Source organism: Achromobacter sp. 2789STDY5608615 (assembly GCF_001298995.1).
GTDB lineage: Bacteria > Pseudomonadota > Gammaproteobacteria > Burkholderiales > Burkholderiaceae_B > Achromobacter > Achromobacter insuavis.
Window position 1 is genome coordinate 74,528 of the sequence record NZ_CYTY01000020.1, and the last position, 25,686, is coordinate 100,213.

Here is a 25,686-nt window from a genome sequence, read left to right on the forward strand (position 1 = left end):
CAGGGCAAACCCGCAATTCCGTGCCCGCTTCGTCGGGAAAAAGCCAAGCCCGGTTACACGGGCTTGTGTTTTCGTGTGACAACGCGTAGCGAACGGCCGCAAGCCTGCGGTCAATTTCAGCCCTAGCCCCACAAACCCTGCGGCGGGCGGGCCTGGACCCAGTCGCGCACCTGTTCGTGGGCGTGCGCCAGCTGCAGCACCGCCAGGTCGCCGCGCGGCGGGCCGATCAGCTGCATGCCCATCGGCAGTCCGGCGGCGCCGAAGCCCACCGGCACGCTGATGACCGGGCAGCCGGCCAGCGTCCAGGGCGTGACGGTCTCCATCCAGCGGTGGTAGGTGTCCATGGCGCGCCCGGCGATCTCCCTGGGCCAGTCCAGCTGCGCATCGAACGGGAACACCTGCGCCGACGGCACCGCCAGGTAGTCCACCTCCTTGAAGATGCCGAGCACGGCCTGGTACCAGGCGCTACGCTCCTCGGTGGCCTGGTAGACCTGGCGCGCCGTCATGCCGTCCAGCCCCTCGACCTCCCAGATCAGCGCCGGCTTGACCAGTTTGCGGGTCCGCGGATCGTTCACCAGCGCATGGAACTGTCCGCCCACCATCAGGTGGCGGTGGGCCAGCCAGATGCGCCACAGCCGCTCGCCGTCGAACGGCACGCGGTAATCGTCCACCTGGCAGCCGGCCGCCCCCAGGTCGGCCAGCGCCTGGACGCACAGGTCCAGGATGCCCAGCTCCATCGCCAGATAGCCGTCCCAGTCGCCCAGCCAGCCGATGCGCCGACCGCGCAGATCGGCCTCCAGCGACTGCGCGAACACGGTCGGATCGTCGCCCAGCGACAGCGGCACGCGCGCATCGGGCCCCGCCATCACCGACAGCATCCGCGCCACGTCGCGCGGCGTGCGGCCCATCGGGCCTTCGTACGACAGCTGCTTGAGGAACACCTCGTTGGACGGGCCATACGGCACCCGCCCCGCCGACGGCCGCATGCCGTACACGTTGCAGAACGCCGCCGGATTGCGCAGCGAGCCGCCGAAATCGCTGCCGTCGGCCACCGGCAGCATGCGCGCGGCCAGGGCCGCCGCCGCGCCGCCGCTGCTGCCGCCGGCGCTCTTGGAAGCGTCGTAGGGGTTGACCGTGGTGCCGTACACCTGGTTGTAGGTATGCGAGCCCAGGCCGAACTCCGGCACGTTGGTGCGGCCGATGAAAATGGCGCCGGCCGCGCGCATGCGCTCGACCAGGATGGAGTCGTGGGCCGTCACCTGGTCCTTGAACACCAGCGAGCCCATCGAGGTCACCATGCCGCGCACCGCGGTCAGGTCCTTGGGCGCCTGCGGCATGCCGTGCAGCCAGCCCAGCCACTGCCCCGCCGCCAATTGCGCGTCGCGTTCATCGGCCTCGCGCAGCAGTTCCGGCGGCTCGCGCCGCGCCACCAGCGCATTGAGCTTGGGGTTGACCGCGTCGATGTGGCCCAGATAGGCCGTCATCACTTCGCGGCAGGACACGCGCCGTTGCCGGATCGCGTCCGACAGCGCATGGGCGGGCATGGCGACGATATCGTCCAGGCGGCCGGGGGCCGCCGGGATGGCTGCATTCATGGTGTTGTCTCCTCTTTTTTGTGTTGCAGGCCGACGATACTACGCCAGCCCCGCGCACAAGCGGAGCGCAGCACCAACCTGCGCCACAGCGCGCCGCGCCCCCCCCCCGTGTCAGGCCGCCGGCCGCGCGAACACCAGCAGCGTCGAGGTCGCCGACGCCAGCAGGCGGCCCTCGGCGTCGGTCAGCTTGGCTTCGGCGTACGCCACCCGCTGGCCGAACGACAGCACCCGGCCTTCCGCCCGCAGCCGGCCGCTGTGACGGGTGATGGCCTTGTGATAGGCCACCTTGAGTTCCAGCGTGGTGTAGGCCTGTTCGGCCGACAGGCGCGAATGCACCGCGCAGCCGCAAGCGGAATCCAGCAGGGTCGCGGCATAGCCGCCATGCACCGTGCCGATCGGGTTGTAGGCGTGCGGGCCGGGCGTGCCGGCGAACACCGCCAGGCCTTCCTCGGCCTCGACGAAATCGAAATCCAGCGACACCAGGATGCCCGGCTTGCGGCCCGAGGCCAGCAAGGCGCGCAGTTGCGCCAGGCCGTCCAGGCCGGCGCCGGTCTGTTCGACCAGGCTGGGCTCGCGTTGCGGGGCGGCGCTGCCGGCGGGAGTCGAAACGGAAGTCATGCGCGGTCCTCCTGAAGGGGAAACATCGTCTGGGGAGTTATATGACGAACATCATATATCAGGCCAGGCTTCCCCGTTTCAGGGGAACAACTGCTGCGCCAGGTGATCGACGAACACGCGCAGCTTGGGCGAGGGATGGCGGCTGGCGGGCCACACCGCCCACATGGTCGCATTGCCCCGGGTGCGTTCGTCCAGCACCGACACCAGCTTGCCCGCGGCCAGCTCTTCCCGGACGGTGAAATCCGGCAGGCAGACGATCCCCAGCCCGCCCACCGCCAGGAAGATGCGGGTCTCGACGCTGTTGCAGACCAGCGTCAGCGGCAACTCGGGCGGCGGCGCGCCGGCCGCCGTCTTCAGCGGCCATTGCTCCAGCTTGCCGGTGCTGGGATAGCGATAGTGCAGGCAGCAGTGGCGCAGCAGGTCGCTGGCGCGGCGCGGGGTGCCGTGCCGCGCCAGGTAATCGGGCGAGGCCGCCAGGATGCGGCGGAACGGCCCCAGGCGGCGGCGCTTCAGGCCGGAATCCTGCATCTCGCCGGAGCGCACCACGGCGTCATAGCCCTCGCCGATCACGTCGACCATGCGGTCGGTGAAATCCAGGTCCAGCCGCACCTGCGGATACTGCTTCATGAAGGTGGCGATGGCCGGCTCGAACAGCCGGCTGTAGCGCGGCAGGCTGACGCGCAGCCGGCCGCTGGGCGTGCCCGCGGCCTCGGACAGCTCCAGCTCGGCGGCTTCCACTTCGCACAGGATGCGGCGGCAGCGCTCCAGGAATTTCTCGCCCTCCGGAGTCAGGGTGATGTGGCGCGTACTGCGATGGAACAGCCGCACCTTCAGGTGCGCCTCCATCCGCGCCACGCTCTTGCCCACCGCCGACGGCGACACGCCCAGCACCCGCCCCGCCTCGGCAAAGCTGCGCGTGTCCGCCACCAGCACGAAAACGCCGATACCGCTCAGGCTGTCCATCCCATTTCCTTCAATACGGACATCCATGTCCGGAATATTCGGAATCCTAGCCTATTTTTCTTTTATCGGCGGCTCACTATCCTGCCGGCATTGCGTTCCATGGCGCGCCGTCCAGGCGCCGCCCTCGCCCTTTTTCTGTTTGCCAACCCGGCTTCGCGCCGCTCTACCGACATGACCCCATCGCATCCCTCACCCGCCTCCAACCGCTGGCTGCAACTGCTGGCGGCCTGCCTCACGGCCGTGCTCATTCCCCTGTGCTTCACCGGTCCGGCGGTGGTCCTGCCGTCGATCAGCCAGGCGCTGGGCGGCACGCCGGTGCAGCTGAACTGGATCCTCAACGGCTACATCCTGGCCTACGGCAGCGTCATCATGGTGTCCGGCAGCCTCACCGACCTGTATGGCCCGCGCCGCGTCTGGCTCGGCGGACTGGCCTGGTTCTGCGCCTTCACCTTCCCCATCGCCTGGGCGCCGTCGGCCGGCTGGATCGACTTCCTGCGCCTGATGCAGGGCGTGGGCGGCGCGGCCGCGTTCGCCGCGGCCATGTCGTCGCTGGCGCCGCTGTTCCACGGCGCGGCGCGCGCCCGCGCCTTCAGCCTGCTGGGCACCACCTTCGGCATCGGCCTGTCGTTCGGACCGCTGATCTCCGGTTGGCTGGTGCAGACCGCCGGCTGGCGCTGGGTGTTCCACGGCACCGGACTGGTGGGGCTGGCCGGGCTGGCGCTGGTCGCCGCCAGCGTGCGCGCCACCGCGGGCGCGGCCGGCGGCCGCTTCGACTGGCGCGGCGCGCTCAGTTTCACGGGCGCGCTGGGGCTGTTCACCTACGGCATGCTGCTCGCCCCCGAAAACGGCTGGACCGACACAGCGGTGGCCGGCTCGCTGCTGGCCTCGGCGCTGCTGGGCATCGCCTTCATCCGCACCGAGCTCCGCGCCACGCACCCGATGCTGGACCTGTCGCTGTTCCGCCGCCCGCGCTTTGTCGGCGTGCAGGCGCTGGCGGCGTCGCCGGCATTTCTGTTCATCGCGCTGATCGCCCTCCTGCCCAGCCGCTTCATCGGCATCGACGGCCACAGCGCGCTGCGCGCCGGCCAATTGATGATGGGCCTGGCCACGCCGCTGCTGGTGGTGCCGTTCCTGGCGGCGGGGCTGACGCGCCGCTTCAGCCCCGCCGCGCTGTCCAGCACCGGCCTGGTGCTGGCGGCCCTCGGCCTGGCCTGGCTGGCCCGCGACCTGGGCGGCGACGCCGACCGGCTGTGGCTGCCGATGAGCCTGATCGGCATCGGCATCGGCCTGCCCTGGGGCCTGATGGACGCCATGGCGGTCAGCGTGGTGGAACATGAACGGGTCGGCATGGCCACCGGCATCTTCAACACCGTGCGCGTGTCCGCCGATGGCGTGGCCATCGCCGCCATCAGCGCCCTGCTGGCCACGCTGATCCATGCCCAGGCCGCCACCGCCCTGCCCGACGCGGGCGCCCAGGCGCTGCTGCAGGCCGCCAACCGCGCGGCGCTGGGCCAGCTGGACGAGGCGGGCGCGTTGCTGCCCGGCGCCGGCAACCTGCTGCACCACGCCTACGACCTGGCCTTCGGCCAGGTGCTGTATGCGCTGGCGGGCTTCGCGCTGGCGCTGGCCGTGCTGGTCTACGCCTTGCTGGCGCGGCCCGAGACGGCGCCGATGGCGCGCGTGCGGACCCAGGCGCATTGAACGCCGGCCGCATGGCCCGGGCGCATTGATTACCCGCCGCGGGGCCTGGGCGCATTGATCGCCAGCCGCATGAACCGGGCGCGCGCGGGCGTGCGGGCCTCGCGGCGGTTTGCGCCAGATCAATCCGTCCCCGCTCCGCCGCGCCCTACTATTCGCGCTGCCGTTTCACGCCGCCAGGAGACCCCGTTGTCCGAACCAGACCTGCCCGAACCCGACATCTGCACCGAAGCCGAAATCCGCGACCTGGTGCATACGTTCTACGCCAAGGCCCGCGCCGACGCCGCGCTCGGCCCGGTGTTCGCGGCCCAGGTGCACGACTGGGACGAACACCTGGCCACGCTGTCGGATTTCTGGTCGGCCGTGCTGCTGGGCACGCGGCGCTTCACCGGCATGCCCATGCCCAAGCATGCCGCGATGCCGCACCTGAGCGCCGAGCTGTTCGAGCGCTGGCTGGTCCTGTGGGGCGAGACCCTGGCGGCCCTGCCCAACCGCGCGCTGGCCGACGCCGCCGGCGAGATGGCCAAGCGCATGGCGCGCAGCCTGTGGTACGGCTACCAGCTCAGCCGCGATCCGAACCAGCCGCTGACGGAACTGCGCTCGGCCACCGCCTAGCGCCTCGGCCTGCATCCAGAAGCGTCTCGCGCGAATGCTGGCGCCGGCGCCGCCCCCCGTCTAGTCCACCCGCCACCAGCTCGGCAGCAGGTTGCGCACCTTGGCGCGGCGGTAGCGGTCGTCGATCAGGTGCACCGTGCCCACGTCGTGCTCGGTGCGGATGACGCGGCCCGCGGCCTGCACCACCTTCTGCATGCCGGGATAGAGATAGGTGTAGTCGTAGCCCTGTGCCTCGCCGTAGCGCCGCTCCATGGCGCGCTTGATGTTCTCGTTGACCGCATTGACCTGCGGCAGCCCCAGCGTGGCGATGAAGGCGCCGATCAGGCGCTTGCCGGGCAGGTCCACGCCCTCGGAGAACGCCCCGCCCAGGACCGCGAAGCTCACGCCCTGCCCGCTTTCGGTGAAACGCCCCAGGAAGGCGGCGCGGCCGGCTTCGTCCATGCCCGGCGTCTGCAGCCAGATCGGCACCTGCGGATGGCGCGCGCGCATCAGGTCGGCCACCTGCCGCAGATAATCGAAACTGCTCAGGAAGCCCAGGTAGTTGCCCGGCCGGCGCGCGTACTGGTCGGCGATCAGGTCGGCGATCGGCGCCAGCGAGCGTTCGCGGTCGCGGTAGCGGGTCGACACATGGCCGACCACCTTGACCGCCAGCTGCTCGGTCTGGAACGGCGCGGCCACGTCGATCCAGGCCGCCTCGGCCGGCAGGCCCAGGGTGTCGCGGTAGAACTGCTGCGGACTCAGCGTGCCGGAAAACAGCACGGTCGCGTGGGCCGCCGCGTGCCGCGCCGCCAGGTACGGCGCCGGCACCACGTTGCGCACGCACAGCGTGGACGGCGGCGTCTTGGCGCCGCGCGCGCTGCCCTCGGCCCGCGTCACGTCGAACAGCGCGTGCGGCCCGAACTGCTCGGCCAGCCGCATGAAATGCAGCGCCTCGAAATAGAACGCCAGCACCGGATCGTCCTGCGCCAGCGGCGCCTCGCCGAGGTAGTCGGTGATGGCGGCCACCGCCTTCTGCACCGCCGCCAGCACGCCGGCCGGCGCCTCGTCGTAGGCCTGGTAGGCCTCGGCCTGCTTCTTGTTGAGCGCGGTCCAGGACCGCTGCAGGCCGTCCAGCGGCTTTTTCAGCGCCTTGGGCGCGGCCTGGCGCGCCGCCGCCAGCCCGAGCTGGTTCAGTTCGCCGGTGTACATGCGGCGCGCGCGGTCGACCAGGTTGTGCGCCTCGTCCACCAGCACCGCCACCTTCCATTGGTGCGCCTGCGTCAGCGCGTGCAGCATGGCGGTGGCGTCGTAGTAGTAGTTGTAGTCGCCCACCACCACGTCGCTCCAGCGGATCAATTCCTGCGACAGGTAGTACGGGCAGACCTGGTGGGCGCGGGCGGCGGCGCGCACCGCCGGCGCATCCAGCCGTGGCTGGGCCAGCGCCGTCTCGCGCGCGGCCGGCAGGCGGTCGTAGAAGCCCTGCGCCAGCGGGCAGGAATCGCCGTGGCAGGCCTTGTCGGGATGTTCGCAGGTCTTGTCGCGCGCCTGCAGGTCCAGCACCCGCAGGCCGGGCGCGGCCGGCTGCGCGTTCAGCGTATCCAGCGCGGCCAGCGCCAGCCCGCGCCCCGAGCCCTTGGCCGCCAGGAAGAAGACCTTGTCGAGCCCGGCGCCCGGACCGGCCTTGAGCAGCGGGAACAGCGTGCCCAGCGTCTTGCCGATGCCGGTGGGCGCCTGCGCCATCAGGCAGCGGCCATCGCGTGCCGTGCGGTACACCGACACCGCCAGCTCACGCTGGCCGCTGCGGAACTCGCCATGCGGAAACGCCAGCTGTTCCAGCGCCGCGTCGCGCGCCTGGCGGTGCGCCAGTTCGGTGCGCGACCACGCCAGGAAGCGGTCGCACTGTTCATGGAAGAAGGCCGCCAGCCAGGCCGCGTCGCGGGTCTCGGCCAGCACGGTTTCCTCTTCGGTGGCGACGTTGAAGTACACCAGCGCCACGCGGATCTGCGCCAGGCCGCGCGCCTGGCACAGCAGGTGGCCGTAGACCCGCGCCTGGGCCCAATGGGCGGCGCGGTGGTTGTCGCGCACGCTGTCGAGCCGGCCGCGGTAGGTCTTGATCTCTTCGAGCTGGTTGGCGACCGGGTCGTAGCCGTCGGCGCGGCCGCGCACCAGCAGGTTGTCGTATTGCCCGGAGAGCGCCACCTCGGTTTCGTAGGCGGGCCCGCGCCGGCCCGTCACGGCGGCGTGGCCGGCCATGCCTTCCAGGCCGCTGGGCGCGGGCGTGAAGCGCAAGTCCAGGTCGCCCGCGCGGGCCGTGAATTCGCAGAGCGCGCGCACCGCCACGGCGTAGCTCATGGCGCCGGCTCGCTCGAGGCCGCGCGCGGCGCCGGGGCCGGCGGCGGCTGCGCGGACGCCGGCTCGCGCCAGCTGACATGGCAGACGCGCACCGGCATGCCGTGTTCGGCGCAGTACGCCAGCCAGCGGATCTGGTTGTCCTGCAGCTTGTCGCCCGGCCCCTTGATCTCGATGAGTTCATAGCCAGGCGCGTCCGGCTGGAAGCGGATCAGGTCGGGCAGGCCCGAGCGGTTGGCCTTGACGTCGCGCAGCAGCCGCAGGAAGAACAGCTTCAGGTGCGCCGCCGGCAGATGGTCCAGCGCCCGCTCCAGCAGCGGTTCGTCCAGCGCGCCCCAGAAGACGAACGGCGACTGCACGCCCTGTTTGTCGGCGTAGCGCTGGCGGATGGTGGCGCGGTATTCGCCCGTGTCCAGCTGCGCCAGGCAGGCGGCGAACAGCGCCTCGCGCCGCGCGTGGAAATCGGGCGCGTCCAGGTCGGCCGGCCCGCGCTGGAACGGATGGAAAAACGCGCCCGGCAGCGGCGCGAATACGGCCGGCCAGCACAGCAGGCCGAACAGCGAATTGATCAGCGTGTTCTCGACGTAATGGACCGGCGCGTCGTCGCGGTGCAGGTGATCGCGCGCGGCGAACTCGACCGGCGCCGGCGGCGCGGGCCGCTCGAGCGCCAGGTCGAAACGCGTGACCGGGGCGGCCGCGCCGCGCGGCGCGCCCTGCCCCAGCTTGCGGCGCAGGCGCGGCAGCATGCGCGCCAGGCGCTGGGATTCTTCCTCGCTTTCGGGCCGGGCCTCGGCCTGCAGGGCCAGCGCCAGCGCCGCGTCGAAGCGCGCCATGCGTTCGTACACGCGGATGCGGCGATGACGCGCGCCGGGGTAGGCGCAGAGCGTGTACACCCGCTGCGCGGCCTCCCAATCCTGGGCCCGCTCGCAGGCCTGGCCCAGGCGCAGCAGTACCTTGGCGCGGCGCTTTTCGAGCCAGGCATTGCCGCTGGCGCAGTCGGCCACCGCCTGCAGCAGCGCATCGACATCGGGGCCGTCGTCCAGCGCCTGGCGGCAGGCGTGCAGGGCCAGGTAGCGGTCGACGTCTGCCCGCGCCTGGAAGGCCCGCGAGGAAGGCTCGAATGGCACCGCCTCGTACTGGAACACGCCCAGGTCGGCCAGGACGAACTCTGACCAGTCCTGGTGCAGGTTGCCGAAGAACATCAGGCGCAGGCGCTCGCACAGGTCGGCCACCGCGACGCGCCAGGCCGGATCGGAGGGCCCGGCGGCGCCGCGGCCGGCCACAAGCGCGGGCGCGCCATCCAAGCCTGCGCCGCCGGGAGCAGCGGCGGGATTCCAGCCCGCATAGGGCTGCGCCTCGGGCTGGCTGGCCCGCAGGCCCGCCAGCAGATCGGCCTTGCGCGCCACGCCCTTGGGGCGGGCGGCGGCGAACAGCCGGTCGAGTTCGGGCCGCGTATGCAGCCCGAACAGTTCGTCCAGCGTCATCGGCGCGTCGGCGTCCAGCCAGCCCAGCGCCAGCAGCGGCGCGGCAGCCTCGGCCGAGTCGGGGATTTCCTCGTAGACCAGCCGGCTGGCGCGGAACCACGGCCCGCGGCGCATCAGCATGCGCACCAGCAACGCCTGCGAAGCTTGCGGCAAGGCCGCGAAGTCCGCCATGAAACGGCGTTCGCGGTCGTCCAGCAGGTCGGCGTAGCGTTCGCCGACCCACGCCAGGGCGCGCTGGAAATTGTGCAGGTAGTAGTAGCGGTGCGGGGGCAACATCGGCCGGAACGAATGACTGGGTATTTATCCAGTAATCATAGCAGGCCGACTCGCCTGCCGCCCCCTCGGCTTATACCTATGCGTGACGCACGATCTCGAACCCCTCATCGTCCTGCGGCGCCACGAAATACGCCGTGATCGCGTCGTACTGCGCCTCGCTGGTCGTGAAGGGATGCGTGCCGGATTCGTTGCGCGCGCGCAGCCGCGCCTTGCAGACCGCGTCGGGCAGGTCCAGGAAATGCAGCTGGTGACGGCAGCCGGCGGCCTGCGCCGCCTCGCGCAGCCAGGCCCGGCTGGCGCGGGTATTGGCCGGAAAATCCAGCACTACAGACAGCCCCGCCGCCGCCAGCGCGGCGACGTGGCCGCCCATCGCCTGACGCAGGCGGCCGGCGCAGCGGGCATAGTCGGCCACCTCGCGGATCTCGCCCGGATACAACGCCGCCAGCCAGGCATCCTCGCTGATCAGCACGGTGCGCGGCCGCGACGCCAGTTGCGCCGCCAGGGTGGACTTGCCGGCGCCGATCTTGCCGCACAGGAAATGCAGCACCGGTTCGGCGGGGGATGACACGGAAGACGCGTTCGATTGCATGGACTGCCTCTGGAAAAGACCAATGGGCGGGCCAACAAAAAACCCGCCATTGGCGGGTTGATGTAGCGATGATCCGACGCGCGCTACCCCACCGAGGTCCCAGCGGGGCGAATAATCAGGGCGGACGGGCGGCGCGGACGGTTCATGGCACGATGATGCTGGACGCCGGTAAACCTGTCAAACTCCTCCGGCAGCATGATCGCCCTGGTCACGCGCCAGGCCGGATCCTCCTCCATCGCCCCGCAAGGAATCCATGTCCCGCTCCGCCGTCACCCTGCGCCAGGCCACCGCCCGCGACGCCGACGCCATTGCCGCCATGCACGCGGCCAGCTGGGCCGTCACCTATCGCGGCCTGCTGCCGGACGGCTTTCTCGACGCCGGCCTGGCCGACAACCGCATGGTCCATTGGCAGGACCAGATGCGCGAGGCCGACACCGATGCGCAGGCCGTGTTCATCGCCGAACAGGACGGCCAGCCGATCGGCTTCGTCTGCGTCAAGCAGGAGCACGGCCATCCCGGCGAGGTGCTGCTGGACAACCTGCACGTGCTGCCGCCCTGGCAAGGCACCGGCGCCGGCAAGCTGATGGTGGCGCAGGCCGAGGCCTGGGCCCGCGCCCGCGGCGCGTCGCGGCTGTATCTGTACGCGCTCGAAGGCAACACCCGCGCCATCGATTTCTACGAGCGCCAGGGCTGGCGCAACACCGGCACCGAAAGCGACCAGATCGGCGGCATCGAAGTGCAGGCGCGGCGCTACGAGCGGCCGTTGTAGGCCGCGCGGCGCCTGGAGCCATGCTGCTGCCAGCCCGCAGCCCGCCCGCGCCACCCTGCCCGCCCGGATCACCCGGATCGCCCGGATCGCCTCAAGCAGCCCCCCCCCCACCGCACGTGCTCGATCCGGTCGCGCCCGTTGTTCTTGGCCGCGTACAGCTGCTGGTCCACGGTCCTGATGAAGCCGGCGCGGTCCGCGCGCCCATCCGGCACCACCGTGCCCGCGCCGATGCTGACGGTGACCCGCCTGCCATGCGGTGACAGCGCATGCACGATCGCCTTTTTCTGCAGCAAGCGCTGGCAACGTTCGGCAACCTTGCGCGCGATTTCCGCATCCGCCTCGGGCAGCAGCACGACAAACTCTTCGCCGCCATAGCGCGCCACCAGATCGCGCGGCCCGTCCAATGCCAGGCTCAGCGTCTGGGCGATCTCCACCAGGCATTGGTCGCCCTGTGAGTGGCCGTAGAGATCGTTGTACTGCTTGAAAAAATCGACGTCGAGCAACAACACCGACAACGGCTTGCGTTCGTTGCCCGCGCGCTCCCACTCCCGTTCAAAACCACTGTCGAAGCGACGCCGGTTGGCAATGTTCGTCAAGCCATCCTTGAAGGACAGGTCCTCCAGCTCCTTTTGCAGGTTCAGCAGCTTTTCCTCGGTCTTCTTGCGCTCGGTGATGTCGAACATGAAGCCGATCAGCGCATCGACCTCGCCGCTGGCGTTGCGCACGACGTGCACAACGTCGCGGATCCATACATAACCGTTGTCCTTGGTCAGCGCCCGGTAGTCGGCCTCATGGTCGACGCCGGCCCGGGATTGGGAGACGCAGAAATTCACCACGTACTCGCGGTCTTCCGGGTGCATGCGCATGGCCCAGTCCTCGACGCTCACCCAGCTATCCACCGTCCAGCCCAACAGCGCCTCGATCTGGGGACCGATATAGGCGAACTTCATCGTGGCCCAATCGATCTTCCAGGGAATCGCCTTGGTCGACTCCAGCAAAGTTCTGTACACCGCGTTGTCATCTAGCAATCTGCCTTCGTCGGCCATACCCGATCCATCCTCGATCCACATGCACCAGCCACTGTAGCCTGAACCCGGCGCGATCCCTCGACAGGCCGAAAAAAAATTCGCCCGGCGAAGCGGGCGAATCTGGGAACAACGCAGGCTTGCCGCCTGCCGGCAAGGCCGCCTACCTGACCGGCGCCTTGGCCGCGCCCACGTCCTTGCGGACCTTGGCCACGTCCGACGCGCTGACCGCCGCGCCTTCGTTGCCCCAGCTGGCGCGCACGAAGGTCACCACGTCGGCGACTTCCTTGTCGGTCAGGCGCCAGTCGAAGCCCGGCATCGCATACGCCGTGGGCGCCGCCGAGGTCCCCGGCATCTGCGCGCCCTTGAGCACGATGTGGATCAGCGAGGCGGGATCGGCCGAGTTCACGGTCGAGCTCAGCGCGAGCTGCGGGAAGGTCTCCGCGTAGCCCTTGCCGGTGCTGCGGTGGCAGGCCGCGCAGTTGTTCAGGAACGTCATGGCGCCGTCGCTCGTATCCTTGCCGGTGCGCAGGGCCTGCGCCACGGTGTCGTTGTAGGCGAGCGGCTTGGTGGCGTTCTTGTTCACCGGCGGCAGGCTCTTCAGGTAGACCGCGATGGCGTTGACGTCGGCGTCGGTCAGATGCTGGGTGCTGTCCTGCACCACCTGCGCCATGCCGCCGAACGCGGCCGAGTGGCCGTTGCGGCCGGATTTCAGGAAGGCGGCAATGTCCTCCTTGCTCCAGCTGCCCAGGCCGTCGGTCATGTCGCCGCGCAGGTTCTTGGCGAGCCAGCCCTCGACCACGCCGCCGGACAGGAAGGCCGAGCCGTCGGCGTCGGTCAACGCCTTTTCCTGCAGGGCGAAGCCGCGCGGCGTGTGGCAGGTGCTGCAATGGCCCAGGCCCTCGACCAGGTACTGGCCGCGCAGCAGCGCCACCTTGTCGGCGTCGCTGGCCGGGGCGGTGACCGGCGCCGTGACGACATCGGGCGCGAACATCCAGCGCCACACGCCCAGCGGCCAGCGCATCGACAACGGCCAGGTGATGTCGGTGTCCTTGTTGGCCTGCTTGACCGGCTCGACGCCGTGCATGAAGTAGGCGTACAGGGCCTTGACGTCATCCGGCGTGACCTTGGCGTAAGCGGTATACGGCATGGCCGGATACAGCGAGTGGCCATCCTTGGCCACGCCATGGCGCACGGCGCGGTCGAAGTCCTCCAGCGTGTAGTTGCCGATGCCCGTGTCCTTGTCGGGCGTGATGTTGGTGGAATAGATGGTGCCCAGCGGCGACTCGATGCCCAGGCCGCCGGCGAACGGCTTGCCGTCCTTGGCGGTGTGGCAGGCGATACAGTCGCCGGCGCGCGACAGGTATTCGCCCTGCTTGATGCGCTGCGCATCCGCGGTGGCGGGCGTGCCGTCGGCGGCCCAGCCGGTGCCGCAAGCCAGGATCGAGAGCGCGGCAACAATGGTTTTCTTCATCATTGTCGGCTCCTTACGCCTGGACCAGCGGGCCGGGGTTCTTCAGGCACTGGTCGCGGATCGCTTGCGCGGCCCAGTACGCCAGTGCGCCCACCAGGCCGGTCGGGTTGTAGCCCATGTTCTGCGGGAACACGCAGGCGCCCATCACGAACACGTTGGACACGTCCCAGCTCTGCAGGTACTTGTTGACCACGCTTTCCTTGGGGTTGGCGCCCATGATGGCGCCGCCGGTGTTGTGCGTGCTCTGGTAGACCCGGGTGTCGTAGCGCGCGCCCTTCTTGCGCACGGCGACGAAGTGCTTCTCGGGCTTCATGGCCTTGGCCACGTCCTCCATGCGCTTGCCCATGTAGCCCAGCATGTCGAATTCGTTGTCGTGCCAATCGAACGTCATGCGCAGCAGGGGCTGGCCGAAGCTGTCCTTGTAGGTCGGGTCCAGCGACAGATAGGCGTCGCGGTACGACATCACCGAACCGGAGATGCCGATGGCCATGTAGCGCTGGTAGGCGTCCTGCACGCCGGCCTTCCAGGCGGTGCCCCAGGACGGGGTGCCGGGCGTGGTGGGCGTCATCTTGATGGGACGGCCGCCGTAGCGCACGTGGCGGATGCTGGCGCCGCCGACGAAGCCGAGCGGGCCGTGGTCGAACTGGTCGCCGTTCAGGTCATCCATGCCGACGCCGCCGGCGCCGGTGCCGACGAACGGGTTGAGCTGGGTGCCCTTGGGCAGCAGCACGTTGACCGCGCCGTTCATCTGGTAGGCGTAGTTCTTGCCGACCACGCCTTCGTTGGTCTTGGGATCGTAGGGCTTGCCGATGCCCGACAGCAGCAGCAGGCGCACGTTGTGCATCTGGTAGGCCGACAGGATCACCAGGTCGGCCGGCTGCTCGATCTCGCGGCCCTGGGCGTCGATGTAGGTCACGCCGACGGCCTTCTTGCCGGTCGAATCGAGGTTGACCTTGATGACGTGCGAGTGGGTGCGCAGTTCGAAGTTGGGCTTTTTCAGCAGCACCGGCAGGATGGTGGTCTGCGGCGAGGCCTTCGAATACATGTAGCAGCCGTAGTTCTCGCAGAATCCGCAGAAATTACAGGGGCCCAGGCGCACGCCGTACGGGTTGGTGTATGGGCCGGAGGCGTTGGCCGCGGGCGCCGGATACGGATGGAAGCCCACTTCGCGCGCGGCCTTCTCGAACAGCTGGGCGCCGTAGGTGTTGGCCAGCGGCGGCAGCGGGAATTCCTTGCTGCGCTTGCCTTCCAGCGGGTTGCCGCCCTCGACGATCTGGCCGTTGAGGTTGCCGGCCTTGCCGGAGGTGCCGCAGACGTATTCGAACTTGCTGAAGTACGGCTCCAGTTCGTCGTAGGTGACGCCGAAGTCCTGGATGGTCATGCCTTCGGGAATGAAGCTCTTGCCGTAGCGCGTTTCGTAGCGCGTGCGCAGTTCCAGCTCCTCGGGCAGCGTGCGGTAGTGCATGCCGTTCCAGTGGAAGCCCGCGCCGCCGACGCCGGTGCCCAGCAGGAAGGAGCCATTCTGGCGATACGGCACGGCCACGTCGTCGACGCCATGCCGTATCGTCACGGTCTCCTTGGACAGGTCCTGGAACAGCTTGCCGCGCACGGAGTACGCCAGCTCGTCCAGCACCTTGGGATATTCCGCGTCCTTGGGGGTGTCCTGCATGGCGCCGCGTTCCAGCGCCAGCACGTGCAGGCCGGCCTCGGTCAGTTCCTGGCCCAGGATCGCGCCGGTCCAGCCGAACCCGACCAGCACCGCGTCCACTTTGTCTTTCTTGATCGCCATGGCTTACCCCTTATCCCCGGAGATCGACACGGGCCCGTAGGGGTACTTGGCGTTGGGCTGGTCGACCCAGTCCATGTAGTCGCCGCGCGCGCCCGGGAAGCCCACCATCTTCCACCCCACCATGTTCTTGTTGCCGCCGTACATCGGATCGGCGAAGAAGCCCTCCTTGGTGTTGCCCAGGAGGAAGCTGAAGAACGTTTTGGCGGGCACGGTCTCGAACTCGATCTTGCCGGCCTGCAGGTCCTTCAGGATCTGTTCCTGCTGCGGCTTGTCCAGTTCGGCATAGAGCTTGCCGTGGGTCTTCTTGCACCACGCGTCACAGGCCTCGATGCCGTGGCGGTAGACCTCGCGCGGGTTCTGGTTGAGCTGGTAGCCCAGTTCGGGCGCCACGTCGGGATGGAACGGCCCCTGCATGTACCAGAGCTTGCCGTGGCCATAAGGCGTTTCCATCTGGCGATCGATGAACTCCGGCACGCCGGCCTCGATGGCGCCGGGACCGTACTGGCCCGCGGGGATCAGGTGATCGACCGCGGCCACGATGAAGTTCCATTCGGGCTTGGTGAAGTAAGTGGGCTCGTAGGCCTTGGCCGCGCGGGCCGCGCCGCCATCGGCGGCGTTGCTACAGCCGGCGACCACGCCGGCCGCCAGCGTCGAGGCCGGCACGATGGCCAACGCCTGCAGAAACCGCCTGCGCGGCTTTGTGTCTTCTGTCATGGACATCTCCGTGAAAATTCCAAGTCGTCCTAGCGCGCAGCCGAACATGAACTCTGGAAACACGAACTGCCGGGCGGCGCCCTGGTGACAACACGCTCTTCTTCGTTACTGAAAAGCAGGCCGATCCTTGAAAAGGGACGCAAGGAAAGGTGGCCCTCATTATGCGCTTTTCAGACCAACTGATCTGCTCTCCCGACCGTATCAGATCGATTTTCTTGACTTGGGATTTACTTTTGCATTAAGGACACTGTCAGAAGAATGCAAAACAGCCCCTGCTCTGTATAGTGCGCGAGTGCGCGCGCGGCCCGCGCTGGCCCGCCTGCCGCCGGATAACAAACGTTACTCACGGAAACCATTCGATGACGGAAAAGAACAATACCTGGCGCAGCACGACCACCACCCGCAGTTGGACGATATCCAGCGGCCTGTCGAGCGAACACCGCGACGCCATCGAGGCGCTGCGCGGCGCGGGCCTCGGCGACGGGGCCCGCGTCAGTGAGCAATGGCGTTACGCCGGCGACGATGGCGACGGGCCGTTCAATGTCGAGATCAAGGATGGCGCGGTCACGGTGAATGGCCGCCGCTACGACAGCCTGGACGAGGTGCCGCGCGAGGAACGCGAACGCATCGAAGCGCTGCGCAACGGCCTGGCCCACGACGGCTTGTGGGACACGCTGCGCGAGGCCGGCCTGGATATTGGCGGCCTGATGGGCGCGGACGCGCCGACCAGCCAGGCCAAGCCCGAATTCATCATGGAAACGGATATCCCCGACGTGCGCGACGCGGCGCCCGCCGGCGCCTCGGCGGCGGCATCCGGCGTCGACGCATCCGCGCCGGGCGCGGTGCCGCGCGGCGGCAGCGGCCTGCGCCGCATCGTGCTGGTGGCCGTGGTGGTGGGACTGGCGTGGTGGGTGCTGCGCGCGACCGGCGCGGCCTGAAGCGCGGTCCCTTCCCCGCAGGATCGGCCATCAGGGACTGTCCACCCGCGCCATGGGCATGCCGCGCCCCGCGGGCCGGCCGGCTTCAGGTCGTGGTCTGCACGTGCAGGCGGCTGGACTTGCAGCGGTGCAGCGCGCGGTAATGCTCCAGCGGCCGGCCGTTGGCGCCGTAAGCGATCGACTCGATGCGCAGCAGCGGTTCGGGCTCGGTCATGCCCAGCAAGGCGCAGGTCTCCGCATCCGGCAGCACCGCGTCGATCCAGCGTTCGGCGCGCACGATGCGCAGGCCGTACTGGCGCCGCAGCACATCGTAAAGCGAGCGGTTGTCCAGGCGGGTGCGATTCAGCCCCGGCGCCAGGTCGGCGGGCACCGCGGTTTCCACCAGCAGCTGCAACTCGCCATCGACGCTGCGCAGGCGCTTGAGCGCGACGACCTGCGCGTCCTCGGCCAGGCCGAGCGACGTCATCTCGCGTTCGCTTGGCGCGCGCAGTTCCTGCAGCAACACCTGGGTGCGCACGGTGCGGCCCTTGCGCTCCATCTCATCGGAAAAGCCCAGCACGGTCGAAACGAAGTCCTCGTCGCGCTCGCGCGCCGAGACGAACGCGCCCTGCCCGCGGATCTTGTAGATCAGGCCGTTGCGCACCAGGTCGGCCAGCGCCTCGCGCACCACGATGCGCGAGATGCCGTACTGCTCGCCGAACTCGGCCTCGGTCGGCAGCTTGGCGCCCACGGCCAGCTCGCCCTGCAGGATCTTGCCGCGCACCACGTCGCGGAACTGGGTCCATAGCGGGGCGCCGGCGCTGCGGTCCAGCACGGTGTCTTCGGTCGGAGTAAGGCTGCTCATAACGTGATGGGACTTGGAATCGAAGCGGAAAATTGAACACGGTGCCGGTCCCGCAGCGTATCGATGCAGGCCTGCAATTCTTGCTCGCGCCGCGCCGCGCTCCAACCCAGCTCGGCCGCGGCGATGGCGGCCAGCTCGGCCGCCAGCGCGGCGGTGACGCGGCCGCGGATGGCCAGCAGCGTGCGGCGGATCACCAGATCGGCCAGGTGCTGCACGGCCGTCTCGCGGCACAGGAAACGGACCTCGGCCGCCGAATGGTCCGGCGCGTGCCGCAGCGGCGCGTCGCCTTCGGCGGCGAAACGCGCCGCCAGCGCCTGCGCGCGGGAACCATAGCGGTTGACCAGTTCGGCCACGCGCGCGCGGCCCAATCCGCTGGCCTGCGCGATGCCGTCGACGAAGCGTTCCCGGGCCGGCGCGTCGGCGGGCATATCCGCGCCGCCGCCGATGGCCAGGCTTTCGGTGGACCGCGCGCGCGGGCGGCCCAGTTGCCGCAGCACCGCGTCGGCCGCTGCCTGCGCCAGCGAACGGAAGGTGGTCCACTTGCCGCCCACCAGGCACACCAGCGGCACCTCGCGCGCGCCATTGGGCGGGTCGATCGCCACCGCGTGGTCGCGCGAGATCTGGCCGGGCTTGTCGGCCCCGGACTGCGCCAGGGGCCGCACGCCGACGTAAGTGTAGACCACGTCGCCGGGACCGAAATCCAGGCGCGGAAAGACCTCGCGCAACACGTCCAGCAGATAGTCGACCTCGGCCGGTTCGGTGGCGGCCTGGTCGGGATCGTCGACCGGAATGTCGGTGGAGCCGACCAGCGCCCGGTCCAGGAACGGATAGACGATGCAGACGCGGCCGTCCGAGGCCTCGAAATACGCCATGCGGCCGCGCAGGGCGTCGCGCAGCGCGGGATGGTCCAGGATCAGGTGCGACCCCTTGGTGCCCATGACGCGCGAGCCGGCCCCTTGCAGCGCGCTGGCCGAGCGGTCGAGCCAGGCGCCGGTGGCGTTGACCACGGTGTCGGCGGTGACCCGCACCGATTCGCCGGTGAGTTCGTCGCGCAGCGTCACGCTGCGCCCCTGGCAGGCGGTGACGCTGCAATAGTTGGCGGCGGCCGAGGCCGGCTGGTCGCGATGGCCGTCGTGGATCAGCTCCAGCACCAGCCATTCGGGATGGCGGATCCAGGCGTCGTAGTAGGTCGCGGTCCAGCGCACCGCGGCGCCGAACAGCGCGCCGTCGGCGGCCGGCACGCGCGCGATGCGGTGCTCGGGCATGACGCGCTGGCGCCGGCCCAGCCGGTCGTACAGCCGCAGGCCCAATCCCACCACGCACAGGCCGCGCGCGCCGGGCGAGGCGCTGAAGCCCGCGAAGCGCAGCACGCTGCCCACCAGGCCGCCGAAGCGGCTCGACAGCGGCACCACGGTTTCCAGCGGCCGCACCAGGTGCGCGGCGTTGCGCAGCAACAGGTTGCGTTCGCGCGTGGCCTCGGCCACCAGCGAGAACGCGCCGCTCTCCAGATAGCGCAGGCCGCCATGGATCATGCGCGACGGCGCGCTGCTGGCGCCGGCGGCGATGTCGGCCTTGTCGACGATCAGGCAATCCACGCCTTGCAGCGACAGGTCGCGGAACACGCCGGCGCCGTTGACGCCGGCGCCGACGATCACGGTCGAGAAATGGCGGCCCGCCAGCGCCGCCGGGCGCGCGTAGACCGAGGCGCCGGGGGTCATCGCGCCGCTCCCGAGAGTTGGCCGAAGGCCGGCGCCAGGCTCTCCACCACGCGGTGGAACTGTCCGTAGAAATCGGTATGGGCCGCCTGCTCATGCGGATCCGGCGCCACCTGCTCGCACGGCGCCGGCAGGCAATCGGCGGCGTCCAGCCCTTGCGACAGGGCCGCATAGCCGGCCGCGCCGCGGGCGCCCGTCTCGTCGTCGCCGCAGCGTTCGACCGCGTGGCCGAGAAAGCCCGCCAGCAAGCGCGCCATGCGCTGGTCGCGCGCGCCGCCGCCCAGCGCCGCCACCCGGCCCGGCGCGCCCAGGCCCAGGGCCGCCAGCCGCTTCAGGTGCCAGGCATGCCAGGCCGCCACGCCATCGACCACGGCGCGCGCCATGTGGGCGCGGGTGTGCTGCGCCTGCAGCCCGACGAAGCCGGCGCTGGCGCCCGCGGGCCAGTTGCCGCCATTGATGAACGGCAGGAAGCGCAGGCCCTCGGCGCCCAGCGGCACGGACATGGCGCACTCGACCACGGCGGCGGCGTCGGCGAACTGCAGCGCGCGCGCCGCCCAGGCGACGTTGGCCATGGAAGACGGGCTGTTCTCCAGGTACAGCCGCCGCGCCGGGTCGCCAAAGCTGACGATGGCGCCGACCTCGGGCTTGGGTTCACGCGTGGGCGCCACCACGGCGTTGACGCACCAGGTGCCCAGCACCGCCACCGCGTGGCCCTGGCGTTCCGCGCCCACGGCCCGCAGCGAGGCCAACAGGTCGATCGCGCCCATCGCCACGGGGATGCCCGGCGGCAGGCCGAAGGCCGCCGCGGCGGCCGCCGACACCCGCCCGACCACGCTGCCGGCCGCCACGATCGGCGCCGGCGCGCGCGCGCCCAGGTCGGCCAGGCCGGCGGCCTCGAACGCCAGTGACGACCAGCCGCCATCGCGCAGCGCCAGCAGGCCCGCCGTGCTGGCGTCGCTGGCGTCGGTGGCGATCTCGCCGGTCAGGAGGAAGGTCAGGTAGTCCTTGGCGAACAGCAGATGGCGGGCGCGGTCGCGCAGTCCGGGATCGGCGCCCAGCAACTCGGCCGCGATCAGCGAGGACTGGCCCGACCATGGCCGGCAACCGACCTCGTCATACAGCGCATCGCCCGCGCGTTCGCCCAGCGCGCGGGCCCGGGCCGCGGCGCGCTGGTCGGTCGAGGCCACGGCGCGCGCGCCCAGCAACTGGCCATGCGGGTCCAGCAGGTACAGCCCCGCGCCATGGCCGGTGCAGCTCAGGGCGCGGATGTCGCGCACCCGCGCGCCGAGCTGATCGGCCACGCCCTGCAGCGCCCGGGCCAGCGCCGCCACGATGGCGTCGGCGGCCAGCTCGCAGCCGCCCTGCGGCAATTGCCGGTAAGGCAGCGCGCCGCCCGCGGCCGCCAGCGTGGCCCCGCTCCCGGCCGCGAAGGCAACCGCCTTCAGGCCCGTGGAGCCCATGTCGATCCCGAGGTAGATGTCTGTTCTCATGTCATAACATTGTCTACGGAATTTTTTTGGAGAATAGCAGTGTTTCCCCTAGTAATCTAAAAATTTCGGCTGCCATATAGTGCAGCGACCAGGGCAACGATGTCATAACAACTAATCAGCCCCAAGACGCATCATCAGCAGGTTCCCGGGCCGCAAGCCCACTGGATCAGTGCAAGGACGAGGAGCGGAGAACATGAGACGAGATTTCCTGAAGACCGTGGCGGCGGCGGGCGCGGGCCTGGCCAGCGCCAATGCCTTTGCGCAGTCCGCGCCGCAGGCCCCCGGGCTGCGCGGCAACGCCAATGACGTCTACGTGATGAACGTGATGGTGTCGGGCGTGGAGTACTGGTTTCCGGTGTACGAAATGATGAAGCAGCTGGGCCAGTCGCTCGGCGTGCGCACGCGCTATTCCGGCACCCCGGAATACGACGTCAACAAGCAGCTGGCCTCGTTCGAGCAGGAACTGGCGCGCAAGCCGGCCGGCATCCTGCTGCATCCGATGAACCCCGATCCGTTCATCGAGCCCATCAACCGCGCCGCCGCCATGGGCATCCCGGTGGTGACCTTCGCCGCCGACTCGCCCAATTCCAAGCGGGTCTCGTTCGTGACCTCGGACAACGAGCGCGAAGGCGCGCAGGCGGCCGACGCGATCGCCGCCGCGCTGGGCGGCAAGGGCGAATACGCGGTGCTGGAGAACCCCGGCCAGGACAACCACGACCGCCGCATCGCGGCCTTCATCAACCGCATGAAGACCCAGCACCCCGGCATGAAACTGGTGGGCCGCGCGGCCAGCAACCAGGATCCCAACAAGGCCTACCAGGCCACGCTGAGCCTGGCGCAGGGCAACCCCGGCCTGGGCGCGCTGTTCATGCCCGAGGCCAACTCGGCGCTGGGCGCGGCCCAGGCCAGCATCGAGACCAAGAAGAACATCAAGGTGCTGTGCTGCGACGTCAACGCCAAGATCCTGGACATGATCAAGTCCGGCGAGGTCTACGGCTCGGTCAACCCGAACCAGGGCGTGCAGGGCTACATGGGCATGATGCTGCTGTTCCTGGCGCGCAACCAGCAGCTGATCGACCCGATGAGCGACGCCAGGCGCAACGGCACCAACCCGATGGCGGTGCCGTTCCTGGACAACGGCCTGTCGATCGTCAGCAAGGCCAACGCCGACGACTTCTATTGGGACAAGTACCTGGCGCGGCGCGGCACCAAGGGCATCAACGAATGACGGCGGCCGCGCCCCTGCTGGAGCTGCAGGGCATCAGCAAGCACTTCGGCGCCTCGCAGGCGCTGGCCGGCGTGCGCTTCTCGCTGCAACGGGGCGAGATCCACGCCCTGTGCGGCGAGAACGGCGCCGGCAAGTCGACGCTGATGAAGATCATCGACGGCATCCACCAGCCCGACGACGGCGCCATCCTGCTCGAAGGCCGGCGCGTGGTGATCGACGGCCCGGCCCACGCCATGCGGCTGGGCATCGGCCTGGTGCACCAGGAAATCGCGCTGTGCGGCGACGCCACGGTGGCCGAGAACCTGTTCATGCCCCACATCAACACCCAGCGCGGAGCCTGGATGGACTACGCCGGCCTGAACCGGCGCGCCCGCGAAGTGCTGGGGCGGCTGGGCCAGGACATCGACCCGGGCCTGCGGGTCGACCAGCTGGGCATCTCCAGCCAGCAACTGGTCGAGATCGCGCGCGCCCTGACGCTGGACTGCAAGGTGCTGATCCTGGACGAACCGACGGCGGCGCTGACCGAAGTCGAGTCGGCCGCGCTGTTCCGCGTGCTGCACGGGCTGAAGGCGCAAGGCATCGGCATCATCTACATCAGCCACCGCATGGCCGAGATCTTCGCGCACTGCGACCGCGTCACCGTGCTGCGCGATGGCCGCGACGTGCACTGCGGCGCCCTGTCCGAGCTGACGCCCGACGCGCTGGTGCGCCGCATGGTCGGGCGCGACCTGGGCAACTACCATCCGCCGCGCGCCGCCGACGGCGGCCAGCCGCCCGAGACCGTACTGGAAGTCACGGACCTGGACGACGGCGCGCGCGTGCACGGCATTTCGTTCACGTTGCGGCGTGGCGAGATCCTCGGCATCTCGGGGCTGATGGGCGCCGGCCGCAGCGAGCTGGCCGAAACCGTCTGCGGCCTGCGGCGCGCGCGCCGCGGCTCGGTCAGCCTGCGCGGCCAGCCCCTGCGGCTGCGGCGCTATGCCGACGCCCTGCGCCATGGCATCGCCTACCTGAGCGAGGACCGCAAGGCCGCCGGCCTGTTCCTGGACATGCCGATCGAGCGCAACGTGTCGTCGATGGCGCTGGCCCGCGTCAGCGGCCGCTTCGGCCTGTTGCGGCGCGCGGCCGAGCGGCGGCTGGCCGCCGAGCTGGGCGCGCGCCTCAAGCTCAAGGCCGCGAGCGTCGAGCAGGACGCCAGCTGCCTGTCGGGCGGCAACCAGCAGAAGGTCGCCATCGCCAAGCTGCTGGCAACGCGCCCCGCCGTGCTGCTGATGGACGAACCGACGCGCGGCGTGGACGTGGGCGCCAAATCCGAGATCCACCACCTGCTGCGTGAACTGGCCGACCAGGGCGTGGGCGTGGCGGTGATCTCTTCCGAACTGCCCGAGATCATCGGCCTGTGCGACCGCGCGCTGGTGATCCGCAACGGCGCCCTGGCCGGCGAACTGGCCGCGGCCGACATGACTGAAGAAAAGCTGCTGAGGCTGGCCTCCGGCCTGGGCGCACAGGAGACGCCATGATGACCCTTCCCCCCTCCCCGCCTTCGGCCGGCGCGATGCTGGCGCCCGGCGCGACCGCGGCCGACGCGCCGCCGCGCCTGCGCCACCGGCTGGCCAGCCTGCGCGAAGCCGGCCTGCTGCTGATCATCGCCGCGCTGTGCGTGATCATGAGTTTCGCCTCGCCCCACTTCCTGACCTGGGAGAACGTGCGCGCGATGCTGCTGTCGTTCTCCATCGAGGGCATCGTGGTCGTGGGCATGACCTTCCTGGTGATCGTCGGCGGCATCGACCTGTCGGTGGGCTCGGTGGTGTGCCTAGCCATGGTGGTGACCGGCAAGCTGTTCCTGATGGGGCTGGACCCGTGGACCGCGGGTCTCGCGGCGATCGCGGCCAGCGCCGCCATCGGCGCCCTGATCGGCGGCTGCGTCACGCGCATCGGGCTGAGCCACTTCATCGCCTCGCTGGCCTTCATGGTGATCGTGCGCGGGCTGTGCCTGGCCATCACCCAGGGCACGCCGCAATCGCTGTTCTCGCTGCCGCCGTCGTTCAAGTTCATCGGCCAGGGCAACGTCGCCGGCATCCCCGCCGTGATCCTGATCTTCGGCGCCATCGTCATCGCCAGCGACTTCGCGCTGCGCCGCTCGGCGCTGCTGCGCAAGGTGTTCTACACCGGCAGCAACGAAAAGGCCGCGCTCTACGCCGGCATCCGCACCGGCCGCGTCAAGTTCTGGGTCACCGTGCTGTGCTCGGCGCTGGCCGGGCTGGCCGGCGTGGTCTACACCGCGCGCTTCGGCGCCGCCACCCCGACCTTCGGCGTCGGCATGGAGCTGAACGTGATCGCCGCGGTGGTGATCGGCGGGGCCAGCCTCAAGGGCGGCTCGGGCACCGTGCTGGGCGCGGTGCTGGGGCTGGCGCTGCTGTCGGTGGTGACCAGCTCGCTGATCCTGCTGGACGTGTCGCCGTACTGGCAGGACGTGGTCAAGGGCCTGATCCTGCTGGGCGCGGTGACCGTCGACCATCTCATGAACGTCAAGAAGGGACACCGATGAACACCATCACGCTGGGCAGCTCCGGCATCCGCTGCCAGTCCGTCGGCCTGGGCACCTGGGCCATGGGCGGCTGGATGTGGGGCGGCAACGACGACGCGGCCGCCATCGACGCCATCCGCGCCTCGCTCGACGCGGGCGTGCAACTGATCGACACCGCGCCGGCCTATGGCCTGGGGCATGCCGAGACGCTGGTCGGCCGCGCCCTGGAAGGCCGGCGCGAGCAGGCCATCGTCGCCACCAAATGCGGGCTGGTGTGGCACACCCGCCAGGGCCGCCATTTCTTCGACGAGGCCGGCCAGGCGGTGCACCGCCACCTGGGCCGCGACTCCATCTTCCACGAGGTCGAACAGAGCCTGGCGCGCCTGCGCACCGACTACATCGACCTGTACATCACCCATTGGCAGGACGAGACCACGCCAGTGGCCGAGACCATGGCCGCGCTGCTCGACCTGAAGCGCCAGGGCAGGATCCGCGCCATCGGCGTCAGCAACGTCGACACCGCCACGCTGGCCGAGTACCTGCGCCACGGCCCGGTCGACGCCATCCAGGAGCGCTACAGCCTGATCGACCGCGAGATCGAATCGACCCTGATGCCGCTGTGCCGCGATCACGGCGTCGGCATCCTCGGCTATTCGTCGCTGGCGCTGGGCCTGCTGGCCGGCCCGATCGACCCGGGGCGGCAATTCACCGGCGACGACCAGCGCGCCGGCAACCCGCGCTTCGGCGCCGCCAACCGCGCCCGGCTGGCGGCGTTCTTCGACGAACTGGAGCCGCTGCGCCGGCAACTGGACTGCCCGTTCTCGCAACTGATGATCGCCTGGACTACGCGCCCCGGCGGCGTCAGCGTGGCGCTGTGCGGCGCCCGCGACGCGCGCCAGGCCACCCAGAACGCCCGCGCGGCCCTGCTGCGCCTCTCCCCCTCCCACATCGCCGCCATCGACGCGGCGGCCCGGCGCCACCTGCAAGCGCTGGACTGAACCAGGAAC

At 70.0% G+C, this 25,686-nt stretch carries 21 protein-coding genes; 8 read left to right on the plus strand and 13 right to left on the minus strand.

Annotation, left to right across the window (positions count from 1 at the left end; all coding sequences use genetic code 11):
- Positions 1–122: 122 nt before the first annotated feature.
- The 3 genes from AOZ49_RS18375 to AOZ49_RS18385 form a co-directional block, all read right to left on the minus strand.
- Complete coding sequence (locus tag AOZ49_RS18375) at positions 123–1,595, minus strand: amidase (protein WP_054477000.1); 1,473 nt, start codon at positions 1,593–1,595, stop codon at positions 123–125.
- Between the two features lie 111 nt (positions 1,596–1,706).
- The gene (locus AOZ49_RS18380) at positions 1,707–2,213 is read right to left on the minus strand and encodes a PaaI family thioesterase (RefSeq protein WP_054434701.1); all 507 of its coding nucleotides are present in this window, start codon (positions 2,211–2,213) and stop codon (positions 1,707–1,709) included.
- A gap of 78 nt (positions 2,214–2,291) precedes the next feature.
- Positions 2,292–3,176, minus strand: coding sequence for a LysR family transcriptional regulator (locus tag AOZ49_RS18385; RefSeq protein WP_054434699.1), 885 nt, complete (start codon positions 3,174–3,176; stop codon positions 2,292–2,294).
- Positions 3,177–3,347: 171 nt separating this feature from the next.
- Here AOZ49_RS18385 and AOZ49_RS18390 point away from each other — a divergent pair, with 171 nt between their 5' ends.
- Both AOZ49_RS18390 and AOZ49_RS18395 read left to right on the plus strand, forming a co-directional pair.
- Positions 3,348–4,877, plus strand: coding sequence for an MFS transporter (locus tag AOZ49_RS18390; RefSeq protein WP_054477003.1), 1,530 nt, complete (start codon positions 3,348–3,350; stop codon positions 4,875–4,877).
- A 201-nt stretch (positions 4,878–5,078) separates the two neighbouring features.
- Positions 5,079–5,489 carry a group III truncated hemoglobin gene (locus AOZ49_RS18395; RefSeq protein WP_054434737.1) on the plus strand — a complete coding sequence of 137 codons (411 nt, stop codon included), beginning with the start codon at positions 5,079–5,081 and terminating at the stop codon, positions 5,487–5,489.
- A gap of 60 nt (positions 5,490–5,549) precedes the next feature.
- Here the strand turns inward: AOZ49_RS18395 and AOZ49_RS18400 are convergent, their stop codons facing one another.
- The 3 genes from AOZ49_RS18400 to AOZ49_RS18410 all read right to left on the minus strand — a co-directional run bounded on the left by AOZ49_RS18400 (position 5,550) and on the right by AOZ49_RS18410 (position 10,166).
- Positions 5,550–7,820, minus strand: a complete 2,271-nt coding sequence (locus AOZ49_RS18400) for an ATP-dependent DNA helicase (RefSeq protein ID WP_054477004.1) — start codon at positions 7,818–7,820, stop codon at positions 5,550–5,552.
- Positions 7,817–9,577, minus strand: a complete 1,761-nt coding sequence (locus tag AOZ49_RS18405) for a VRR-NUC domain-containing protein (RefSeq protein WP_054477006.1) — start codon at positions 9,575–9,577, stop codon at positions 7,817–7,819. The genes AOZ49_RS18400 and AOZ49_RS18405 overlap by 4 nt, the downstream gene beginning before the upstream one ends.
- A gap of 76 nt (positions 9,578–9,653) precedes the next feature.
- On the minus strand, positions 9,654–10,166 hold the full coding sequence (locus tag AOZ49_RS18410) for a P-loop nucleotide/nucleoside kinase family protein (RefSeq protein WP_054434692.1): 513 nt from the start codon (positions 10,164–10,166) through the stop codon (positions 9,654–9,656).
- Between the two features lie 253 nt (positions 10,167–10,419).
- Between AOZ49_RS18410 and AOZ49_RS18415 the strand changes: the two genes are divergently transcribed.
- A complete protein-coding gene (locus tag AOZ49_RS18415; protein ID WP_054477008.1) occupies positions 10,420–10,935 on the plus strand; it encodes a GNAT family N-acetyltransferase in 516 nt (171 codons plus the stop codon).
- A gap of 68 nt (positions 10,936–11,003) precedes the next feature.
- Here AOZ49_RS18415 and AOZ49_RS18420 read toward each other — a convergent pair whose 3' ends face one another.
- The 4 genes from AOZ49_RS18420 to AOZ49_RS18435 form a co-directional block, all read right to left on the minus strand.
- Entirely contained in the window at positions 11,004–11,981 is a 978-nt protein-coding gene (locus AOZ49_RS18420; RefSeq protein WP_054477010.1) for a sensor domain-containing diguanylate cyclase, read from the minus strand.
- 142 nt (positions 11,982–12,123) lie between these two features.
- Positions 12,124–13,437: a c-type cytochrome gene (locus AOZ49_RS18425; RefSeq protein ID WP_054434686.1), complete on the minus strand. Its 1,314-nt coding sequence runs from the start codon at positions 13,435–13,437 to the stop codon at positions 12,124–12,126.
- 10 nt (positions 13,438–13,447) lie between these two features.
- Positions 13,448–15,223 (minus strand): GMC family oxidoreductase, encoded by a 1,776-nt coding sequence (locus tag AOZ49_RS18430; RefSeq protein WP_054477011.1) that lies wholly within the window; start codon positions 15,221–15,223, stop codon positions 13,448–13,450.
- Between the two features lie 3 nt (positions 15,224–15,226).
- Positions 15,227–15,937 carry a gluconate 2-dehydrogenase subunit 3 family protein gene (locus tag AOZ49_RS18435; RefSeq protein ID WP_054477013.1) on the minus strand — a complete coding sequence of 237 codons (711 nt, stop codon included), beginning with the start codon at positions 15,935–15,937 and terminating at the stop codon, positions 15,227–15,229.
- A 359-nt stretch (positions 15,938–16,296) separates the two neighbouring features.
- Here AOZ49_RS18435 and AOZ49_RS18440 point away from each other — a divergent pair, with 359 nt between their 5' ends.
- Entirely contained in the window at positions 16,297–16,875 is a 579-nt protein-coding gene (locus AOZ49_RS18440) for a hypothetical protein (RefSeq protein WP_054434682.1), read from the plus strand.
- Between the two features lie 85 nt (positions 16,876–16,960).
- Here the strand turns inward: AOZ49_RS18440 and AOZ49_RS18445 are convergent, their stop codons facing one another.
- From AOZ49_RS18445 to AOZ49_RS18455, 3 genes are read right to left on the minus strand one after another with little or no spacing between them, the layout of a single operon-like run.
- A complete protein-coding gene (locus AOZ49_RS18445) occupies positions 16,961–17,719 on the minus strand; it encodes a GntR family transcriptional regulator (protein WP_054434680.1) in 759 nt (252 codons plus the stop codon).
- Positions 17,716–19,437 (minus strand): glycerol-3-phosphate dehydrogenase/oxidase, encoded by a 1,722-nt coding sequence (locus AOZ49_RS18450; protein ID WP_054477015.1) that lies wholly within the window; start codon positions 19,435–19,437, stop codon positions 17,716–17,718. Before AOZ49_RS18450 ends, AOZ49_RS18445 begins: the two co-directional genes overlap by 4 nt.
- Positions 19,434–20,924, minus strand: coding sequence for an FGGY family carbohydrate kinase (locus tag AOZ49_RS18455; protein ID WP_054477017.1), 1,491 nt, complete (start codon positions 20,922–20,924; stop codon positions 19,434–19,436). Before AOZ49_RS18455 ends, AOZ49_RS18450 begins: the two co-directional genes overlap by 4 nt.
- Positions 20,925–21,117: 193 nt before the next feature.
- On the opposite strand from AOZ49_RS18455, the gene AOZ49_RS18460 reads away from it, so the two are divergent.
- From AOZ49_RS18460 to AOZ49_RS18475, 4 genes are read left to right on the plus strand one after another with little or no spacing between them, the layout of a single operon-like run.
- A complete protein-coding gene (locus AOZ49_RS18460) occupies positions 21,118–22,152 on the plus strand; it encodes a substrate-binding domain-containing protein (RefSeq protein WP_054477019.1) in 1,035 nt (344 codons plus the stop codon).
- Positions 22,149–23,672, plus strand: a complete 1,524-nt coding sequence (locus AOZ49_RS18465; protein ID WP_054477021.1) for a sugar ABC transporter ATP-binding protein — start codon at positions 22,149–22,151, stop codon at positions 23,670–23,672. Before AOZ49_RS18460 ends, AOZ49_RS18465 begins: the two co-directional genes overlap by 4 nt.
- Positions 23,673–23,707: 35 nt before the next feature.
- Positions 23,708–24,700, plus strand: coding sequence for an ABC transporter permease (locus AOZ49_RS18470; RefSeq protein ID WP_054434734.1), 993 nt, complete (start codon positions 23,708–23,710; stop codon positions 24,698–24,700).
- Complete coding sequence (locus AOZ49_RS18475) at positions 24,697–25,677, plus strand: aldo/keto reductase (protein WP_054477023.1); 981 nt, start codon at positions 24,697–24,699, stop codon at positions 25,675–25,677. The genes AOZ49_RS18470 and AOZ49_RS18475 overlap by 4 nt, the downstream gene beginning before the upstream one ends.
- Positions 25,678–25,686: the final 9 nt, after the last annotated feature.